Raw genomic sequence first — 17,265 nt, 5'->3', positions numbered from 1 at the left:
CTATAGGGGTCAGAGGCGCTGACTGTCACGCAAAATTAAACCAGTAATTCTGCAGCCAGCCTTGCAATCAATACGTTAGAGAGCAAAACAGGAACATCGAGCTGTTTTTGCAGTAAATCGCGATGACGTTGGTTAAAGCCCAAACAATCCAGCATGATGACATCTGCGCCGTTTTCCAGTAATTCTTTCCCGGCATCGATGATTTTCTGTTCAGAATCGTGAATGGGATTGCCCAGAGAAAACAAGGGGGGTTTTTGCAGGATTTGCCATTTTTGCGCCTGAACGTGCAACAGTTCTTCTACCGGTACAATAACACCGACCTGATGACCTTCGACAATGGAGGAAACCAGCGGTGGTAATATACGTAACGGTTCGAGAAAGATTGTATTACGCGCCGTCATACAGCTAATGTTTGCCGTACTCATCAGCAAAATGACGTCGTACCCCTGATTATCAAGCACTTCAACCACGCTTTGCAGATCGCGCTCCACTTTACGACGCGAAATGTGGGCCAGTTGATTATCATTTAATAAAGTGAGAATCGTTTCTTCACCTGCTTCTGGCGCATACTCCGCCATCACTTCTTCGCGGCTTAACTTCCCCAGCAGGCTATGATGGGAAATGTTATTTTCGTCAATGTACTCAGTCAGGAGCGGCAAAACTTCCTGCATAGGTACAATGCCGATGGTCAGGATCGCCAACGACGCACTCATTGTTCTTCCACCTTACTTTTATTTCGTCGTTAATTACCGGGCAAATGCTAAGCACCACTGCTGACACTTACCTGTGCTACAAATGACAAAAAGCGTAGCAGCAGACGCATCCGGCATAATGTAAAGATTCCAAATGATTCCAGTAATGGATTGTTATTGTTTAATATTCTAATTATTAGGAAAACATGGATTGCGAAAAATGTGACGCAAGTCCGTTGTAGCGGCACTCAGAGTCCTTTCCGAGCAGTCTGATACGGTCACTCTTTGTCAGGATCCTCATAGCGTTTTTTCGCATCCATCGCTTCCAAAGCTGTCGGATGTTCGCTGATTAAAGAGTCAGGTTTGGGATGATCGGCTCTAAGCTGATACCAGGTTACGGTCTGCCCTGGTTTTCCTTTTTCAATCGTCACAACATATGCTTCACGAGGATAAGGTGGTTTCGTTGGCATCGTTCTTCCTTATTTCACGGGATGAACGTTAAGTATAGGCACTCGGGAATCAACAATTGATCGTCTGTGCCAGGGCGCAACGAATTTCAGAAATCACCTGGCTGGGTTCGTTGTTAGCGTTAATGATAATATGCGCAACTTCGCGATATAACACATCGCGTTCTTCCAGCACTTCCTGAACTTCTTCACTTAGCGGTTTTCCGGTTAAGGCTGGTCGCAAATCCTCTTCGGGTGCAGCTTGCAGGCGATTAACCAGTACCGCTACTGGCGCACACAAATAAACCACAATCCCGTTATTGCGCATGTAGTGACGATTAAATTCCGTCAGAATAATGCCGCCGCCCGTGGCAATAACAGTGGATGGCGCAGTCACCGCTTCCAGTGCTGCGGTTTCTCTGGCGCGAAATCCGCCCCACTCTTCCCTTTCGACGATCTCTGCGACCGTCATATTGAGTTGTGATTGCAGCCATTGATCGGTATCGACAAACCGATAGTTGAGCGAATCGGCAAGGGCCATTCCGACCGTTGTTTTACCACAGCCCCGAGGCCCGATCAGAAAAAGAGGTTGTGTCATCGTGGGTTTTCCCCAAAAGGCCGCAATGCGGCGAAAGCCGGTTTCGTGAGAATAGCGATCATACCATTAAACTAGTACAATTTCGATTGTAAAGAAATAATTCCACTTAAGGTAAAAATTTCAATCTACACCTTACTATACCAAGAAATTAGCGAGAAAGAAGTGTAAATAATAAATTACATTTATGCGCGACTACGTTGCACTTCCAGCCACCACTTTTCCAGCTCAGCGGCAAAGGCCTGGCGGTCACGTTGTGAAAGGCTATCTGGCCCCCCGGTTTGAATACCACTGGCGCGTAAGGTGTCCATAAAATCGCGCATTGTCAGGCGTTCGCGAATGGTCGCCGTCGTGTAACGTTCGCCACGTGGATTAAGTGCCGCAGCCCCCTTCTCGATGACTTCAGAAGCCAAAGGAATATCAGCAGTGATCACCAGATCGCCCGGCTCACACTGACGTACAATTTCATTATCGGCAACATCGAAGCCTGCCGCGACGCGTAGCGTGCGAATAAACCGCGATGGCGGCACGCGTAAACTCTGATTTGCCACCAGCACCAACGGCACCTGCATACGTTCTGCTGCGCGATACAGAATCTCTTTAATTACATTGGGACACGCATCGGCATCCACCCATATCGTCATAAGCCCCTCCTTTGTTGGGTCATCCTCTATTGTGTCGCGCTTTTGCCTTCCGGCATAGTTCTGTTTATGCTTCTGACCAGGCGCTTTCCAAAACAATGAATTTCACGGCAGGAGTGAGGCAATGGAAAAGAAAATCGGTTTTATTGGCTGCGGCAATATGGGAAAAGCCATTCTCGGCGGTCTGATTGCCAGTGGTCAGGTTCTTCCAGGGCAAATCTGGGTCTATACCCCCTCCCCGGATAAAGTCGCCGCTTTGCATGATCAGTTTGGCATCAACGCCGCAGAATCGGCGCAGGAAGTGGCACAAATCACCGACATCGTTTTTGCCGCTGTTAAACCTGGCATTATGATCAAAGTGCTTAGTGAAATCACTTCCAGCCTGAATAAAGACTCGCTGGTGGTTTCTATTGCTGCGGGCGTCACACTCGACCAACTTGCCCGGGCACTGGGCCATGACCGGAAAATTATCCGCGCCATGCCGAACACTCCCGCGCTGGTCAATGCCGGGATGACCTCCGTGACGCCAAACGCACTGGTCACGCCAGAGGATACCGCCGATGTGCTGAATATTTTCCGCTGTTTTGGCGAGGCGGAGGTGATTGCCGAGCCGATGATCCACCCGGTGGTCGGCGTGAGCGGTTCTTCACCTGCCTATGTTTTTATGTTTATCGAAGCGATGGCCGACGCCGCCGTACTAGGTGGGATGCCACGCGCGCAGGCGTATAAATTTGCCGCCCAGGCGGTAATGGGATCTGCAAAAATGGTGCTGGAAACCGGAGAACATCCGGGCGTATTGAAAGATATGGTCTGCTCACCAGGAGGCACCACCATTGAAGCAGTACGCGTGCTGGAAGAGAAAGGTTTCCGTGCCGCAGTGATCGAAGCGATGACGAAGTGTATGGAAAAATCAGAAAAACTTAGCAAATCCTGATGAACCACTCCGGACGTCAGGCCGCCACTTCGGTGCGGTTACGTCCGGCTTTCTTTGCTTTATAGAGTGCCATATCGGCCGATTTCAGCCACTCGCGATAGTGACTCATTTGCGGACTCAGCGGCGCGACACCAACACTTATCCGCAACATCACCTGCGGCGTACTTGGTAAGCGTAATGTATTTAGCCCATCATGTACGCGTAACATGGCGGTAATGGCGTTTTCTGCTGGCGTACCAGACATAATCACCGCAAATTCATCGCCCCCAAAACGACCAATCACATCACTGCCGCGCAGAGTGATTTGTAACTGTCGGGTCAGTGCCACAATCGCTTCATCACCCACATCGTGGCCCCAGGTGTCGTTGATGCTTTTGAAATGGTCGATATCGATGATTAATAACGTCGCATCGCGGTTATGCCGCCGACAATTATCAAACTCATTACGCAGCATAATTTCCCAGTGACGCCTGTTATAAACCCCCGTCATGCCATCACGAGTGCTCATTACCTGCAATCTGCGTTTATGTTCTGCAAGTTTTGTTGCCGTCTGGTAGCTGACCCAGCCAAACAGCAGAGGATAAATAACGATAATGGGAAGGGAAAGCCACCACTCCAGCGGTGCACTATTTAGCGACACCGTGATACCCGTTAGTTCAAGCGTGACAAGGCAGGAAACTACCATTAACACCAGACCAGCGACAAACAGACGAGGGCCACCAGCCCCCATCAAATTCAGACACATAATCATTAACATCGCGATCGAAGGCAGCACGTTTACGCCCATCACGCCTACCCACATCCCCGCTAATACTGCATCAGTTTTTAAGTTGTAAATTTCCCGGCTAAGTGGATCAATGGCCCTGCTCGCTAACTGCCAGGCTAAATGCGGCCAGACAAAAGCCCAGCCGACCAACACCAGCCACCACCACCCCGGCGGCGGGTGCGAAACCAGCGTTGATGCAATCGGTAAGAACATCCCAGCCAGCCCAACCATACGGGGCAACCTGACGCGACGGGCAAAGCGCAGCCCGGAACGCTGATGTTCGTTTTGAGGAGTTAATGGTGGTTCCTCCCCGTGCGCCGCCGCTTTTTTGAAAAAGTTTTCATCATTCATTATTTTTGGGAACATTTAGAAACAATTTGCCCAAATTATAGAGACGGGATTAAGAGCGGGAGTATGATATTTCGGGTGAGCCATTTTCTTAGCTCACCCGTTAGCACTATCAGGTATTACGCGGCGTTCTTGAGGCAGGTGCTCATAAACTTATTGCGATCATCACCTTTCAGAGATTGCTGCGTCGCCTGACCATTGCATTCGCGCATCTTCTGCTGTTGCGGCGTCAAACTCTTCTCGCCGGGCGCAGACTTGCTGTTCTTCAGGCAATCACTCATGTACGTCTTACGGGCATCCCCTTTCAACGCCTGCGCCGTGGCCTGTTGATTACAGGAAGTCATACGCTGTTGTTGCGGGGTTAACGTCCTCTCGGCAGCGCCGACTGTGGTTAAAAAAACTAAACCGAATAGCAGGGTAACCAGTAATGTTATTTTCATAGCACCATCCCTCTTAACATTTTAACCAGGAGCGTTTGCGCCCGTGATCTGCCTTTAAGTCTGGTTGCTAACAGCAAAAAAACCACCCGACGACACAAATTCATCGTCGGGTGCGGTTTAATTACAGGCCCAATGCGGCTTTCATGGTGTAGAAGAGATCGGTCTGATCGGTCAGGCCAACGACGTTTGCAGCGTGCGGGCCATAAGCAGCAATACGCAACTGGCTGCCAGTATGCTCTTGCGAATCCTCTTCAGAGTTACCGTAGCTCATCACCATTACTGCGCCATCTTTGGTATTTAACGCCTGAGTCAGACCCGGTGCTTTGGTATCCGGCGGGACAATTTGGCTGGCGTGAGCATGGTCAGCCGTTACCACTACCAGGGTGTTACCATCTTTTTTGGCAAATTCCAGCGCCCGTTGTACAGCTTCATCAAGGTCAACCGTCTCACCAATTTGCCCACAAGGATTCGCGGCGTGATCCTGTTTGTCGATCGATGCACCTTCGACTTGCAGGAAGAAGCCTTTTTCATTTTTACTTAATAACTCAATGGCCTTGTCGGTCATCTGCGCTAACGTCGGTATGCTGTCATTACGCTGCGGATTCGGAGTACAAGTTACCGCAGGCTTATCGATATTGCCGTGATAAGACGCCTTTGGGCCTTTCCAGCGTACCGGCATATTGCCATCGGAAAATAATCCGAGCAGTGGTTTATCCTGATTTGCCTCCGTCACCGCTTCTAACGAGGCTGTATCAGTTACTAACTGATAACCACGCGCCTGTGCTTGTTCACGCAGCGTTTTTCCCTGCCATTCACCGGCGGTTGCTGTTTCTGCAAACGTTTTTGCACCGCCGCCAAGCGTTACATCGGCACGAGCGTTAAGCAGTTGTTCAGTGATGGAGCCTTTACCGCCTTTTTCCAGCGCATTACTCGGGCATTTTTCACTGGTAACGCTCGGTCCGTAGCATTTGCGCGACGTCACATGCGCCACCAGCGCGGCAGGTGTGGCATCCTGCAATTCAGCCGTTGAAACGTTGCCAGTGGCCAGGCCTGCGGCTTTTGCCATCTCCAGTATCGTTGGATGATCTTTTTCATGAATATCGACGCCCAGCGCGCCGTTATAGGTTTTGACGCCAGTTGACCAGGCGGTTGCTGACGCAGCGGAGTCGGTTACGTAGTCCGGTTTACCGGTTCTTTTATCCAGAGAATAGTGAGTGTATTGCCCGGTAAGCGGTAACGCATCGATTCCTTTAAAAAAACCGCCCGCACCTTCGGCATAATTTCGTGCGGCAGTAATTTCCGAATCCCCCATCCCATCGCCAATCAGTAATATAATATTTTTTACCGGCTTATCGCTAAGTGAATCACGCAAGGCGGCGGTCTGATCGCCTGTTAAACGGCGGGCACCGCCGGGCGTAGTAATATCTCCCTGTGCAGCCCGGTTTTCCAGAATGGGTGTCTGCGGCGTCTGGGCGTTTGTTACAGGGGTAAACAATAACGGTAAGAGAGCCAGTGCAATAGTGCTTTGTTTCACTTTATTTTCTCCATGTACAAATACAGTAAAAAATAAAAACAAAGCGACTATAAGTCTCTGGCGTGACAGCTTTATGACAATCGTTGAAAAGGCTTAATTTTTTACTGACGAGGATACCTCAATAACTTCTTTACGTAATCGCGCAGCAGCTCCGTGTCGTCATCAGGAATGCTGGCATCGGGCTTTACCGCATACAACGCCCCCTCAACCTGATCAATCAACCGCTGTTGGTCTTTTTGCGCCATATTGCGAAGCATCGCGGTGACAATAATCTCCAGTGCCTCAACCTGCGCGCACAGTTCCTTCGACTCTTCTTCTTTTTGGGCAAGCTTAAATAACAACTCAGCAATGAGATTTTTCATGTCTGTATTTCCTTATCCAAAGTATGGAGAAGTTAACATTATGCTTCATAACTGCATAGGGGCTGGAAGTAGTATTTTTATGACGAAGGAAATACTTTGCACAAATATTTCCACATATTTATCAGCGAAACGTTTCTCTTATTTAAATAATTACCTTACAAATAAAACAGCTATTCAATTATAAATCATTAATATAATAAAAAGTTATGAAATATATTTAGTTCGTTAACTTATTATTAAGTTATTCACAAGCCGAGTCATGGTTAATGCCAGCAACAAATTAGCTTCCCGTTCATCATTTTTGTGATCTGTAGCACATAATTTAATCGATGATATTTCACAGTCAGTACGCTGAGCGCTTTGTGACCAGAAGATTGCAACATTCTGTCAGAAGGCCGCGAATCAACCGTTTTGTCGTGGTAATGTATGTTCTTTATGTTCGACGGGATAGGTTTTTAAGATGGAAAAACTGCGGGTAGGTATCGTTTTTGGTGGAAAATCAGCGGAACATGAAGTGTCTCTGCAATCGGCAAAAAACATTGTCGATGCCATTGATAAAAGTCGTTTCGACGTTGTGCTGCTGGGCATTGATAAACAAGGGCAATGGCACGTCAGCGATGCCAGTAATTATCTGCTAAACGCAGACGATCCTGCCCATATCGCGTTGCGCCCTTCGGCTACCAGCCTCGCGCAGGTGCCGGGTAGACATGAGCATCAACTTATTGATGCACAGAACGGCCAACCATTGCCGACGGTAGATGTCATTTTCCCGATTGTCCACGGTACGCTGGGTGAAGATGGCTCCCTGCAGGGGATGCTGCGGGTCGCTAATTTACCGTTTGTCGGTTCCGATGTGCTGGCCTCTGCCGCCTGTATGGATAAAGACGTCACCAAACGTCTGCTGCGTGATGCCGGGTTGAACATTGCGCCATTTATTACCCTGACACGCGCCAATCGTCACAAAATCAGTTTTGCCGAAGTGGAGTCTAAACTGGGTTTACCGCTGTTCGTTAAACCCGCTAACCAGGGCTCTTCTGTTGGCGTCAGCAAAGTGACTAACGAAGAACAGTACGCGATTGCCGTCGATCTGGCGTTCGAGTTCGATCACAAAGTGATCGTTGAACAAGGGATCAAAGGGCGTGAGATCGAATGCGCGGTTCTGGGCAACGACAATCCGCAAGCCAGCACCTGTGGCGAGATCGTCCTGACCAGCGATTTCTACGCCTACGACACCAAATACATTGACGAAGATGGTGCGAAAGTGGTGGTTCCGGCAGCCATTGCGCCAGACATCAACGATAAGATCCGGGTGATTGCCATTCAGGCTTATCAGGCGCTGGGCTGTGCTGGCATGGCGCGTGTTGACGTCTTCTTAACGCCGGAAAACGAGGTGGTGATCAACGAGATCAACACGCTGCCGGGCTTCACTAATATCAGCATGTATCCGAAGTTGTGGCAAGCCAGCGGTCTGGGCTACACCGACCTGATCACGCGTTTGATTGAACTGGCACTGGAACGTCACGCTGCGGATAACGCGTTGAAAACCACAATGTAATTTTCAATCGCCCGGTAATATTTTTATTGGGCGTTTAAGACTGGTGACAAGCGTAAGATTGCCTGATGCGCTACGCTTATCAGGCCTACCAGATAATTTCAATATATTGATTTTGCAAGATTTTGTAGACAGGCTAAAGCGTTAATGCCGCATCCGGCATTAACAACGAGCACTTTGCCATCCCCTGAACGCCCAATCATATGTTATTGGGCGTTTTCAGTTTCGTCATCGCGACGACGAATAATCAGCCCCGCCAGCCAGAAACTAATTACCCACGTCACCAGACCGACTGCATATGTCTGCCAACCTTTTGCTTCAAATCCCAGCAAACCCACCACACCGTTAAGAATGAAAATGAGACCAATGGCGAACGCATAGTAGTGCCAGTCGCGGCGGATTTTTACAGGCAAATTCATGGCAGCTCCGATAATGAAAAACAGCATCCTCGCATATTCTGTAACATCCGTCTGTGGCGTAGACAGCATTTCCAGTGTCGTTAAAAAATTTAGCTTAAAGTTACCATTTTGTGACTCACGACGAATATTCACGCTTCGGGAATATTCCCACCATCAATTTACCATGATTCTGATATTGACAATCTCAATGACCTGTCAGACTTGCCATAGCCGCTGGTATCACACCAGAAGAGAAGCAAATGACTTCCGGAGGTTTTTATGGCTGATTTCACCCTATCAAAATCGCTGTTTAACGGAAAATATCGCAACACCTCTTCAACGCCTGGCAACATTGCCTATGCGCTGTTTGTACTGTTTTGCTTTTGGATTGGGGCGCAATTACTGAATCTGTTGGTGCATGCGCCTGGCGTCTATGAGCGTTTAATGCAGGTTCAGGATACAGGCCGCCCACGAGTGGAAATCGGCTTAGGTGTCGGCACCATTTTTGGGCTAATCCCATTTTTGGTTGGTTGCTTCATTTTTGCCGTGGTTGCTTTATGGCTGCACTGGCGACATCGTCGCCAGTAAGATTTGCTGTGCCAGATGCGGCGTAAACGCCTTATCTGGCCTACGATTCCCCATTGATCACGGTTTCATACAACGCGCCCGTCGCTCATCAACGCGCTTCGCAAACCATGCTGTTGTAAGGTTACGAGTGATTTTCGGGCTTTCCAGTTGGATACCGGGCAACATTTCACGTGGTAGCGATTTACCCGTTTTCGCTTCTGCAAGCTGATAAACTTTCTGGTACAGCGCCGTCTCTTCAAAAGAGAAGCGGTCCCCTTTCTCTAACTGACGGCGAATTTCGCTGTCACTCATACCCAGTTTGCCTGCCAGTTTGCGCGTTGCCAGTTCTGTTTTACCGGGTTCTTTGCTGTCATAGCGAATCAAATCCCCATCCAGCGCCAGTTTCACGCCGCTGGCTTTGCTGACCGCGTTCTGAAACGCGGCGTTCCGACTGGCATACCAGCCGGCATTAAAGTCAGCAAAACGATAGATCGGCGCGCTGTAACTGGCGGGATAATTCAGTAAATGGTAAGTACCAAACCATAATCCGCCGCGACGACTAAAGACTTCCTGACGGACAGTACCGTCCATTTCCCACGGATAGCCTTTGGTATGCTGTTCGGCAAAAGCAATGCTGACTTGCATCGGCCCACCCGTGCGCACCGGGTTAAGCGAACCAAACAGCGTCTGGCCCATCGGCACCATGCTGATCAGATCGTCAAAAATCGCGCTTAACTGCTTTTCTGTACGCACGGAATCTAACCGTTCGCTGTAACTTTTGCCGTTTGGTGATTTAATTTTCAGCGCGGTATGAACCAAAAAAGCGGGGATATGCATCCGTTCGGCGCGACGGTCAATCTCTTGCCAGGCAATTTTACTTAAGCCCGGAACGGCCGGATCCGCCTGATAATTAGACTCCTGCTGTGCCACCGCCAGCACCGAGCAGACGTTTTCCAGCGTCGGTGCCAGCCCCTGACTTTCAAAAGTGGTGGCAATATCTTTCGCCCAGGCATCGCGGTCTTTCACGCTGGCGGGCAACTTCTGCCGCACGACGCTCGCTACATCTATCGCTTTTTCGCCCTTTTTCAACGGTTGCGGAGCCTGACTACTACACCCCGCTAAAACCAGAACCGCCAACAATGAAAGCGAAGAAAGACGAGTGAACTGCGACATTACCTCTCCTTTTTAACTCAACGTATGGGTTACTTCCTGAATTTTGTCACCATCCAGCTCATGTTCAAAGCTGCGCAGACGTTTGTAGATAGACATTAACTCTACCAACGTAGTCCATGAGTTAATCAGATACTGGAAAGCACCGCGCACCTGGCCGAAAACGTTGGTAATTTGCGTCATCAGGCCGAGCGTAATCGTACCGGCAACAATCGACGGAAACAGCAAGAACAAACCGAAAACGTTATCAACCTGCAAATAGAGAATGCGGGCAATATTGAAATACATATAGTGAAAATAGAGACGAAAATAGTTCTTCCGCACGGCGCTGAACAGCTCGCGTACCGTTGGCGGCGTCGCGCGCGATGCATCGTCTTCACCATAAACCAACTCTTTACGATAAGCCGCTTCTACGCGCTGGTTTTTAAATTCCAGTCCCGGCAGTTTGATCCCCACCACCGCCAGCAGCCCGGTGCCCATCAGCGACCAGACGATGGCAGCAATCACCAGGCCATACGGAATATGTCCAATAATCGGCAATTCCGGCACATGCGCGGAGAGCGTCACCAACACCGGCAAGAAGGCGATCAACGTCATGATAGCGTTGATAAAACTTACCCCCATATTTTCCAACGTAGAGGCAAAACGCATAGTGTCTTCCTGCACACGCTGGGCGGCACCTTCGATATGACGGAGTTGTTGCCAGTTTGCCATGTAGTACTCGTTCATCGCTGTACGCCAGCGGAACACATAGTGGCTAACAAAGAAATTGTTCAACACACTGATCACTACCGCAATCAGCGCAATCCCCAGAAAGACGCCCACTTCGCGATAAAACTGTTCAATGGTCACTTTATGCGGCGAACTTAGCGCGGTTTGGATCAGATCATAGAACGGCGCATACCAGGCGTTGACGGCAACCCCAACTTCCACCAGAAACCAGGTAACGAAGATAATCAGCGCAGTACCGAGTATTGACCAGTATTGCCAACGATGCGGGCTGTATATAAACCAGAACAGCGCAAAGAGTCCTACACAAACAATGTAGTAAGCATAAAAAACCAGGAAGTCTAATGACCAGAAACGGGCGGCGCTAATCGGGATCTGCCCGGAAGCCCCGGTGATACGAGCCACCCAATCACCACCACCGGCTTGCCAGAAGATCACGGCAATCAATGCCCAAACAAAGGCCGAGAGGAAAAACGTACCCGGCTTTGGGAAAAAAGACTTAAACATATGCTCTCCTGCTAACTTCTTATCATTTTAACAACTGCTGTGCATAAACCGCATGACCACTCCAAAGAGCAAGCCAAATGAAACCGCCCATTGTGACCAATGGCAAGCTACTTAGTTCGTCAACCTGAACGTAAGAATTGTTTCGACGGATTTCACAAACAAAGGATTGTTTACATTAGCGGATTAACACGCGCAGGATCACAAATGCAGGCATTGGTGAGCAGGAAAAAGAACGTGTTTACGCGCCGTTACGTTTTTAACACTATTATTGCACTAATTCGCCCTTTGCAATCCATCTATGAGTAGTATAAATACGCTTAGTTACCTTCATTTAATTTATGGACACCACCGTTGAAACGTAGTCTGCTTTTTTCTGCCGTGCTGTGTGCGGCGTCATTGACCTCCGTCCATGCGGCGCAGTCGATCACCGAACCGGAGTTCGCCTCTGATATTGTCGATCGCTATGCCGATCATATTTTTTACGGCAGCGGTGCCACGGGGATGGCCCTGGTTGTTATCGATGGTAATCAGCGCGTCTTCCGCAGTTATGGGGAAACGCGTCCCGGTAATAACGTTCGCCCACAATTAGATTCTGTCGTGCGAATTGCGTCGCTCACTAAGCTGATGACCAGTGAGATGCTGGTGAAATTGCTCGATCAAGGGACGGTGAAATTAAACGATCCGCTAAGTAAATATGCACCGCCAGGCGCACGCGTGCCGACCTACAATGGAACGCCCATTACGCTGGTGAATCTGGCAACCCATACCAGCGCCCTGCCGCGTGAACAGCCCGGCGGCGCAGCAAATCGTCCGGTATTTGTCTGGCCGACTCGCGAGCAACGTTGGAAATACCTTTCTACCGCCAAACTAAAAGCCGCACCGGGTAGTCAGGCTGCATATTCCAACCTCGCATTCGACTTACTGGCAGATGCGCTGGCGAATGCTTCCGGCAAACCATATACGCAGTTGTTTGAAGAGCAGATTACCCGTCCGCTGGGGATGAAAGACACCACATACACACCATCACCGGACCAGTGCCGTCGTTTAATGGTTGCCGAGCGCGGGGCCAGTCCTTGTAATAATACCCTGGCGGCAATAGGCAGCGGCGGTGTTTATTCCACGCCTGGCGATATGATGCGCTGGATGCAGCAGTATTTGTCGTCTGATTTTTATCAGCGCAGCAACCAGGCGGATCGTATGCAGACGCTGATTTATCAACGCGCGCAGTTTACGAAAGTGATCGGCATGGATGTACCCGGTAAAGCAGATGCGCTCGGTTTAGGCTGGGTATATATGGCACCGAAAGATGGGCGTCCGGGAATTATTCAGAAAACAGGCGGCGGTGGCGGATTCATTACCTATATGGCGATGATCCCGCAAAAAAATATTGGTGCTTTTGTGGTCGTCACGCGTTCGCCGTTGACACGCTTTAAAAATATGAGTGATGGCATCAATGATTTGGTGACCGAACTTAGCGGGAATAAACCATTGGTCATCCCCGCGTCCTGATTAATACTCTGAAGGCAAACGGTTGATAGCAACCAGTTTGCCTTTATTCATTTCGATATAGCCGCCCTTGCGTAAAGCCGCGAGAACTTCTGCCACGACAGAACGTGATATGCGTGTACGTTGATGGATATAATTCATAACACCAATACGTGAACGCAATTCGTCATTCCAGTCAATCATTGATAATAAAGTAGCGCGGATTTGTTCATAGGAATTGTGACCAATGAGCTGAACGTCACGTAATTCCAGAATTCGATTTTGCCAGGCTAACCAATAGAAAGCGTCACGCCAGAGTTGATGTTGTTCAATAAGAGTAATGGTTTGTTTGGCAGGCAGATGATATCCCATACAGTTTCCTTCTGATATTAATTTGTATGGTATATCGTTTTTCATTAATCCATCAGCCAGACCCATAATATAAGGAGCCTGGGTAATACCGATAAGTACGTTTTCTTCTCTACGCAGAGAGATAACACCTTCTAAAATAACGAATGTATCTTCGCTATTAACATCACTTGAAAATATAACTTGTTTTTCATTATTAAACTCGAAGCGCGTGCCGTATCTGGACAAACATTTATCGAGCTTACCAAATTCCTGAAGAGGTTTAACTACAGATAACATTTGCGCGTCCTTTGCAGTAATGCCCGTCAAATCCTTGACGGGCATTATTTAGATTAAATTACCTATTTCTTCAGAATGAAGAATATTACCAGGTATATTTAACACCCACATTCGCGGACCAGTCTTGATCTACGTCACCGCCACCGAGGTAGTTAGCATCGGTATAGGCACTGAAGTTCTTGGTAAAGCTGAACTGAGTACCCAGACCAACACGTACCGCAGACCCTTCAGTACCGTTATCGATGGAATCGCCGTTCACATCGTTATCGTTGTTAGAGTCGTCGTAGACGTAAGCCAGTTTGAAGTACGGAGTCAGAGCCTGGTCTTCGCTGTAAGTGAAGGTATAACCTGCATCTACACCCAGCTCATAACGCATGCTGTTGTAAGACTGACCGTCAACTTTCATGTCGTTGCTCAACTGGTAGTCATCACCAGACTGGAACAGACCAGAAACGCTGCCGTAAGGTGTTACGTAACCAGCATCACCCAGTTTGAAGTCGTAACCGGCTTTCAAACCGAAGCCCCACGCGTCAGAGTTGGTGCTACCGTCAACGTAAGTACCGTTGCTCATGGTTGCAGACAGATCGTTGTTGAAGTGAGAGTAGCTCAAGCTACCATCAACAAAGATGTTGTTCGCGAAGCGAGCAGAAGAGTAGATGTAGGCAGACTGGCTGTCTTGATCCACCTGACCAGAACGGTCATTCATGTCACCTTTACCGAAGCCTGCAGCCGCACCGACGATCCACTTAGCGTTATTACCGTCAATTTTGGTATCAACACCGACCATGATGCCGTTAACATCCTGATCGTAGTCAATGGTGCCGTTGTTGCCGTTGAAGTTACCACCGAAGTAGCTTACCCACGCGCCACCGTTATCAGCCAGGCCATGACGAGAGTTGGTCAGACGAGTACCAACGGTGTCTTGTTCCAGGTTCCAGATATTGGTGTTTGCAGACGGAATGCTCAGCGCCATGTTCGCGTAGTCGGTCAGCTCAGTCTGATGCAGAACAACGGTGTTACCTTCCTGGCGGGCTTCGTAGGTGTAAGCACCCAGGTCAGCTTTGTTAGCAGCAGAGAAGGTAGCATTGCTGTTTTTATCGTTAACGTAAATCAGCTCGTTACCGTTGTAGTCAGCGATTGAACCAGCACCAGTAGCGTTGTCGATACGAACTTTGTAGTTACCGGTTGCAGCGGCAACATGGTCACCGCTGTTATCAACTTCGTTCTGACCAGCTTCGATAGAAGCAGTGTTATCGTTATCGCCGTTACCATTAATGGTCAGGTGACCATCAGAGTTCATTGCGATTACGCCATAACCGTAGTTTGACTTGGTAGTGTCGTTGGTACGGTCGTTGGTCAAGTCTGCATCAAGTACGAAGCGGTTGCTTTCGATGTTGAATACACCAGCATGAATGTTGCCACCGGTATCAGTGGTGCTGGTCAGGTTCAGTGTATCAACCTGAAGAGCATTCGCCGCAGTGTTACCAACATCCAGGATACCGTCGTTAGTCACTTTGATGTTGTTCGCATACAGAGCTGCATCACCTACAGCCCAACCAGCAGAAACTTCATCAGAGATGGTTACGGTACTGTTGTCGATAGTCAGTGAATCAGTTGCAACATGACCATCTTCGTTGATGTTCAGCGCAGAAAGACCTGTCAGAGAGATAGAGTCAGAAATCAGCGTTGAATCAGCAACATTAACAGTTGAACCACTGTTGATGCTCAGAGTATCGATCAGAGAAGTTTTGGTGGTATCCCACTGTGAACCAGTGTTCAGAGTCACATTGAACAGACCGCTCTGGTAAACTTCGTTACCGATGATGTGATCAAATTCGCTGTATTCAGAGTCGATGTTTTCTACACCAACCGTTGATAAAGGCCACAGGCTATTAGCAGCGATGTCGATCAGAGTTGCAGTAGCTTCGGTATTGACACCATAGGTATAAGAGTCATTTACACCATCACTATCAGTATCAACACCAACCTGATGCGCAGACATTGCTGCACCAACCCACTTGCTGCCATTGTTCAGGGTCAGATCCAGACGATCAGTACCATCCCAACCGTTAGTATCTACATCACCGTCAGCATCACGATAGCTATCACGGCCATGTGGGAAGAAGTTCTCATCAAAGTTGCTTGAGAAGAACACATCGCCCATCAGCGTGGAGTTATCGAATGTTGCAGTAGTCTGCATGGCGTTATCAGCATCAGGATGTGCAATAACGGCTAATGCGATATCATCAGCGTTCCAGACATTACCATTGTAATCACTGGCATTACCGGTATTACCAAACCAACCAGTAGTTCCTTCATCAGTCCATGAACCTGAGGTCACGGTAGAATCTTTAACAGTAATAGTGTTATTAAACACTTCACTGCTGTTTACGCCAGTGCTGACCGTGTTGTCGTCAATATCTTCCCACTCATAACCCTGAGTCAGCGTAATACCTGCCACGTGAGAGTTATTAGAGATGGACAGATCAACTTCTTGATCCAGAGTAATGGCAGTACCAATGTTATAAACGTCTACAACATGAGTATCAGCGGCATTATTGTAGGTGCCGTTATAAGTATAGTGTTCGTAGTTGTCGTCGATTGTTGAATTATCAACAGTCAGCGCCAGACGATCATGGTAGTAGTCATCCGCACGATCAACACAATCAGTTGTCATGCACTCGGAATAAATCATACCGTGGATAGTGCTGTTTTTGATTGTCAGACTATTGGCGTTGGTATTGGTAGAAATACCATCGTCCAGATAGTAGGTAGAGATTACGCCATTAACGGTAGCTTTATTGATGACGGGATAAATATCGCCGTTGTAATAGCTGTCAGCTGCGTAGTTGTTCCAGCCTGCATAACCATCATAGTAAACGTCATCAGCATAGGTGGCGTCATTGTAGTGATGGAAAGTATTGTAAGTTTGACCAGAAATATCGTTGGTCGCTGCATTAGCCTGAGAGGTGATAGCCAGAGTGCAAGCCAATGCTAATTGTGATACTACAAGTTTCTTTTTCCAGGAGTGCATTTGTCATCCCTCCTCAGGGACGTAATAAGTTGATCCATCAATTATCAATGCATAGAAAACATATTATGTTTCGCGCTAACGATTATGCTGCGTTACAGACGAATGGTTCAATTATTCTTTCCCCTAAGTCCGAATGTGGACATATATAAATCACACGTGCACACTTATTACAAAAATAGATAAAAACGCAGCATTTCAATATGTTAATGATAGCCTTAATTTTAACTCATACACTTTGCAATATATTACAAAAACAAATCAGACAAATAATGTATCAATAACCAAAATAACTTTTAATCACTCTGTTTTTGACAGTGCAATCAAATAACCAAAAACAATAACCAATAGCTATAAATAAAAATTAAAAATATTTTCAATGAATATGAAATTATTGCTATTTCTATTAAAAAGATGTCA

Annotated in this window: 17 protein-coding genes; 4 read left to right on the top strand and 13 right to left on the bottom strand. The window is 48.0% G+C overall.

Features of this window, described 5'->3' with window-relative positions; translation table 11 throughout:
- Nucleotides 1–35 precede the first annotated feature (35 nt).
- The 4 genes from A31E_RS20205 to A31E_RS20220 form a co-directional block, all read right to left on the bottom strand.
- Nucleotides 36–713, bottom strand: a complete 678-nt coding sequence (locus A31E_RS20205; protein ID WP_016248410.1) for an AroM family protein — start codon at nucleotides 711–713, stop codon at nucleotides 36–38.
- Between the two features lie 257 nt (nucleotides 714–970).
- A complete protein-coding gene (gene yaiA, locus A31E_RS20210; RefSeq protein WP_001142443.1) occupies nucleotides 971–1,162 on the bottom strand; it encodes a protein YaiA in 192 nt (63 codons plus the stop codon).
- Nucleotides 1,163–1,211: 49 nt separating this feature from the next.
- A complete protein-coding gene (gene aroL, locus A31E_RS20215; protein ID WP_000193402.1) occupies nucleotides 1,212–1,736 on the bottom strand; it encodes a shikimate kinase AroL in 525 nt (174 codons plus the stop codon).
- A gap of 182 nt (nucleotides 1,737–1,918) precedes the next feature.
- A complete protein-coding gene (locus tag A31E_RS20220; RefSeq protein WP_000158170.1) occupies nucleotides 1,919–2,377 on the bottom strand; it encodes a YaiI/YqxD family protein in 459 nt (152 codons plus the stop codon).
- 121 nt (nucleotides 2,378–2,498) lie between these two features.
- Between A31E_RS20220 and proC the strand changes: the two genes are divergently transcribed.
- A complete protein-coding gene (proC, locus tag A31E_RS20225; RefSeq protein ID WP_000412183.1) occupies nucleotides 2,499–3,308 on the top strand; it encodes a pyrroline-5-carboxylate reductase in 810 nt (269 codons plus the stop codon).
- A gap of 16 nt (nucleotides 3,309–3,324) precedes the next feature.
- On the opposite strand, the gene adrA is transcribed toward proC, so the two are convergent.
- The 4 genes from adrA to iraP form a co-directional block, all read right to left on the bottom strand.
- Nucleotides 3,325–4,440 (bottom strand): diguanylate cyclase AdrA, encoded by a 1,116-nt coding sequence (gene adrA, locus A31E_RS20230; RefSeq protein WP_000484071.1) that lies wholly within the window; start codon nucleotides 4,438–4,440, stop codon nucleotides 3,325–3,327.
- Between the two features lie 101 nt (nucleotides 4,441–4,541).
- On the bottom strand, nucleotides 4,542–4,862 hold the full coding sequence (gene psiF, locus A31E_RS20235) for a phosphate starvation-inducible protein PsiF (RefSeq protein ID WP_000705171.1): 321 nt from the start codon (nucleotides 4,860–4,862) through the stop codon (nucleotides 4,542–4,544).
- A gap of 121 nt (nucleotides 4,863–4,983) precedes the next feature.
- Nucleotides 4,984–6,396 (bottom strand): alkaline phosphatase, encoded by a 1,413-nt coding sequence (gene phoA / locus A31E_RS20240; RefSeq protein WP_000814409.1) that lies wholly within the window; start codon nucleotides 6,394–6,396, stop codon nucleotides 4,984–4,986.
- 101 nt (nucleotides 6,397–6,497) lie between these two features.
- The gene (gene iraP / locus A31E_RS20245) at nucleotides 6,498–6,758 is read right to left on the bottom strand and encodes an anti-adapter protein IraP (RefSeq protein WP_000792967.1); all 261 of its coding nucleotides are present in this window, start codon (nucleotides 6,756–6,758) and stop codon (nucleotides 6,498–6,500) included.
- Between the two features lie 460 nt (nucleotides 6,759–7,218).
- Between iraP and ddlA the strand changes: the two genes are divergently transcribed.
- Nucleotides 7,219–8,313 (top strand): D-alanine--D-alanine ligase, encoded by a 1,095-nt coding sequence (gene ddlA / locus A31E_RS20250; RefSeq protein ID WP_016248409.1) that lies wholly within the window; start codon nucleotides 7,219–7,221, stop codon nucleotides 8,311–8,313.
- Between the two features lie 203 nt (nucleotides 8,314–8,516).
- Here the strand turns inward: ddlA and A31E_RS25610 are convergent, their stop codons facing one another.
- Entirely contained in the window at nucleotides 8,517–8,729 is a 213-nt protein-coding gene (locus tag A31E_RS25610) for a DUF2754 domain-containing protein (protein WP_001515864.1), read from the bottom strand.
- A gap of 258 nt (nucleotides 8,730–8,987) precedes the next feature.
- Here A31E_RS25610 and A31E_RS20260 point away from each other — a divergent pair, with 258 nt between their 5' ends.
- Entirely contained in the window at nucleotides 8,988–9,296 is a 309-nt protein-coding gene (locus A31E_RS20260) for a DUF2755 family protein (RefSeq protein ID WP_000763136.1), read from the top strand.
- Between the two features lie 57 nt (nucleotides 9,297–9,353).
- Here the strand turns inward: A31E_RS20260 and yaiW are convergent, their stop codons facing one another.
- Both yaiW and sbmA read right to left on the bottom strand, forming a co-directional pair.
- Nucleotides 9,354–10,448 (bottom strand): surface-exposed outer membrane lipoprotein YaiW, encoded by a 1,095-nt coding sequence (yaiW, locus tag A31E_RS20265; RefSeq protein WP_016248408.1) that lies wholly within the window; start codon nucleotides 10,446–10,448, stop codon nucleotides 9,354–9,356.
- Between the two features lie 12 nt (nucleotides 10,449–10,460).
- A complete protein-coding gene (gene sbmA / locus A31E_RS20270) occupies nucleotides 10,461–11,681 on the bottom strand; it encodes a peptide antibiotic transporter SbmA (RefSeq protein WP_001515862.1) in 1,221 nt (406 codons plus the stop codon).
- Between the two features lie 351 nt (nucleotides 11,682–12,032).
- Between sbmA and ampH the strand changes: the two genes are divergently transcribed.
- The gene (ampH, locus tag A31E_RS20275; protein ID WP_000830760.1) at nucleotides 12,033–13,190 is read left to right on the top strand and encodes a D-alanyl-D-alanine-carboxypeptidase/endopeptidase AmpH; all 1,158 of its coding nucleotides are present in this window, start codon (nucleotides 12,033–12,035) and stop codon (nucleotides 13,188–13,190) included.
- Here ampH and iprA read toward each other — a convergent pair whose 3' ends face one another.
- Together iprA and ehaB are read right to left on the bottom strand one after the other, a co-directional pair.
- Complete coding sequence (iprA, locus tag A31E_RS20280; protein WP_001515860.1) at nucleotides 13,191–13,814, bottom strand: hydrogen peroxide resistance inhibitor IprA; 624 nt, start codon at nucleotides 13,812–13,814, stop codon at nucleotides 13,191–13,193.
- An 85-nt stretch (nucleotides 13,815–13,899) separates the two neighbouring features.
- Entirely contained in the window at nucleotides 13,900–16,848 is a 2,949-nt protein-coding gene (ehaB, locus tag A31E_RS20285) for an autotransporter adhesin EhaB (RefSeq protein WP_016248407.1), read from the bottom strand.
- Nucleotides 16,849–17,265: the final 417 nt, after the last annotated feature.

It is taken from the genome of Escherichia sp. KTE159 (assembly GCF_000408805.1).
GTDB lineage: Bacteria > Pseudomonadota > Gammaproteobacteria > Enterobacterales > Enterobacteriaceae > Escherichia > Escherichia marmotae.
Note: the sequence above shows the minus strand (reverse complement) of the source record. Positions and strands in the feature narration are given on the sequence as shown.

Coding starts and splice junctions, on each gene's coding strand:
- ddlA (WP_016248409.1), top strand. CDS start 7,219: ATGGAAAAACTGCGGGTAGGTATCGTTTTTGGTGGAAAATCAGCGGAA.
- aroL (WP_000193402.1), bottom strand. CDS start 1,736: ATGACACAACCTCTTTTTCTGATCGGGCCTCGGGGCTGTGGTAAAACA.
- iprA (WP_001515860.1), bottom strand. CDS start 13,814: ATGTTATCTGTAGTTAAACCTCTTCAGGAATTTGGTAAGCTCGATAAA.
- yaiW (WP_016248408.1), bottom strand. CDS start 10,448: ATGTCGCAGTTCACTCGTCTTTCTTCGCTTTCATTGTTGGCGGTTCTG.
- psiF (WP_000705171.1), bottom strand. CDS start 4,862: ATGAAAATAACATTACTGGTTACCCTGCTATTCGGTTTAGTTTTTTTA.
- A31E_RS20205 (WP_016248410.1), bottom strand. CDS start 713: ATGAGTGCGTCGTTGGCGATCCTGACCATCGGCATTGTACCTATGCAG.
- sbmA (WP_001515862.1), bottom strand. CDS start 11,681: ATGTTTAAGTCTTTTTTCCCAAAGCCGGGTACGTTTTTCCTCTCGGCC.
- yaiA (WP_001142443.1), bottom strand. CDS start 1,162: ATGCCAACGAAACCACCTTATCCTCGTGAAGCATATGTTGTGACGATT.
- adrA (WP_000484071.1), bottom strand. CDS start 4,440: ATGTTCCCAAAAATAATGAATGATGAAAACTTTTTCAAAAAAGCGGCG.
- ehaB (WP_016248407.1), bottom strand. CDS start 16,848: ATGCACTCCTGGAAAAAGAAACTTGTAGTATCACAATTAGCATTGGCT.
- iraP (WP_000792967.1), bottom strand. CDS start 6,758: ATGAAAAATCTCATTGCTGAGTTGTTATTTAAGCTTGCCCAAAAAGAA.
- proC (WP_000412183.1), top strand. CDS start 2,499: ATGGAAAAGAAAATCGGTTTTATTGGCTGCGGCAATATGGGAAAAGCC.
- A31E_RS20260 (WP_000763136.1), top strand. CDS start 8,988: ATGGCTGATTTCACCCTATCAAAATCGCTGTTTAACGGAAAATATCGC.
- A31E_RS25610 (WP_001515864.1), bottom strand. CDS start 8,729: ATGAATTTGCCTGTAAAAATCCGCCGCGACTGGCACTACTATGCGTTC.
- A31E_RS20220 (WP_000158170.1), bottom strand. CDS start 2,377: ATGACGATATGGGTGGATGCCGATGCGTGTCCCAATGTAATTAAAGAG.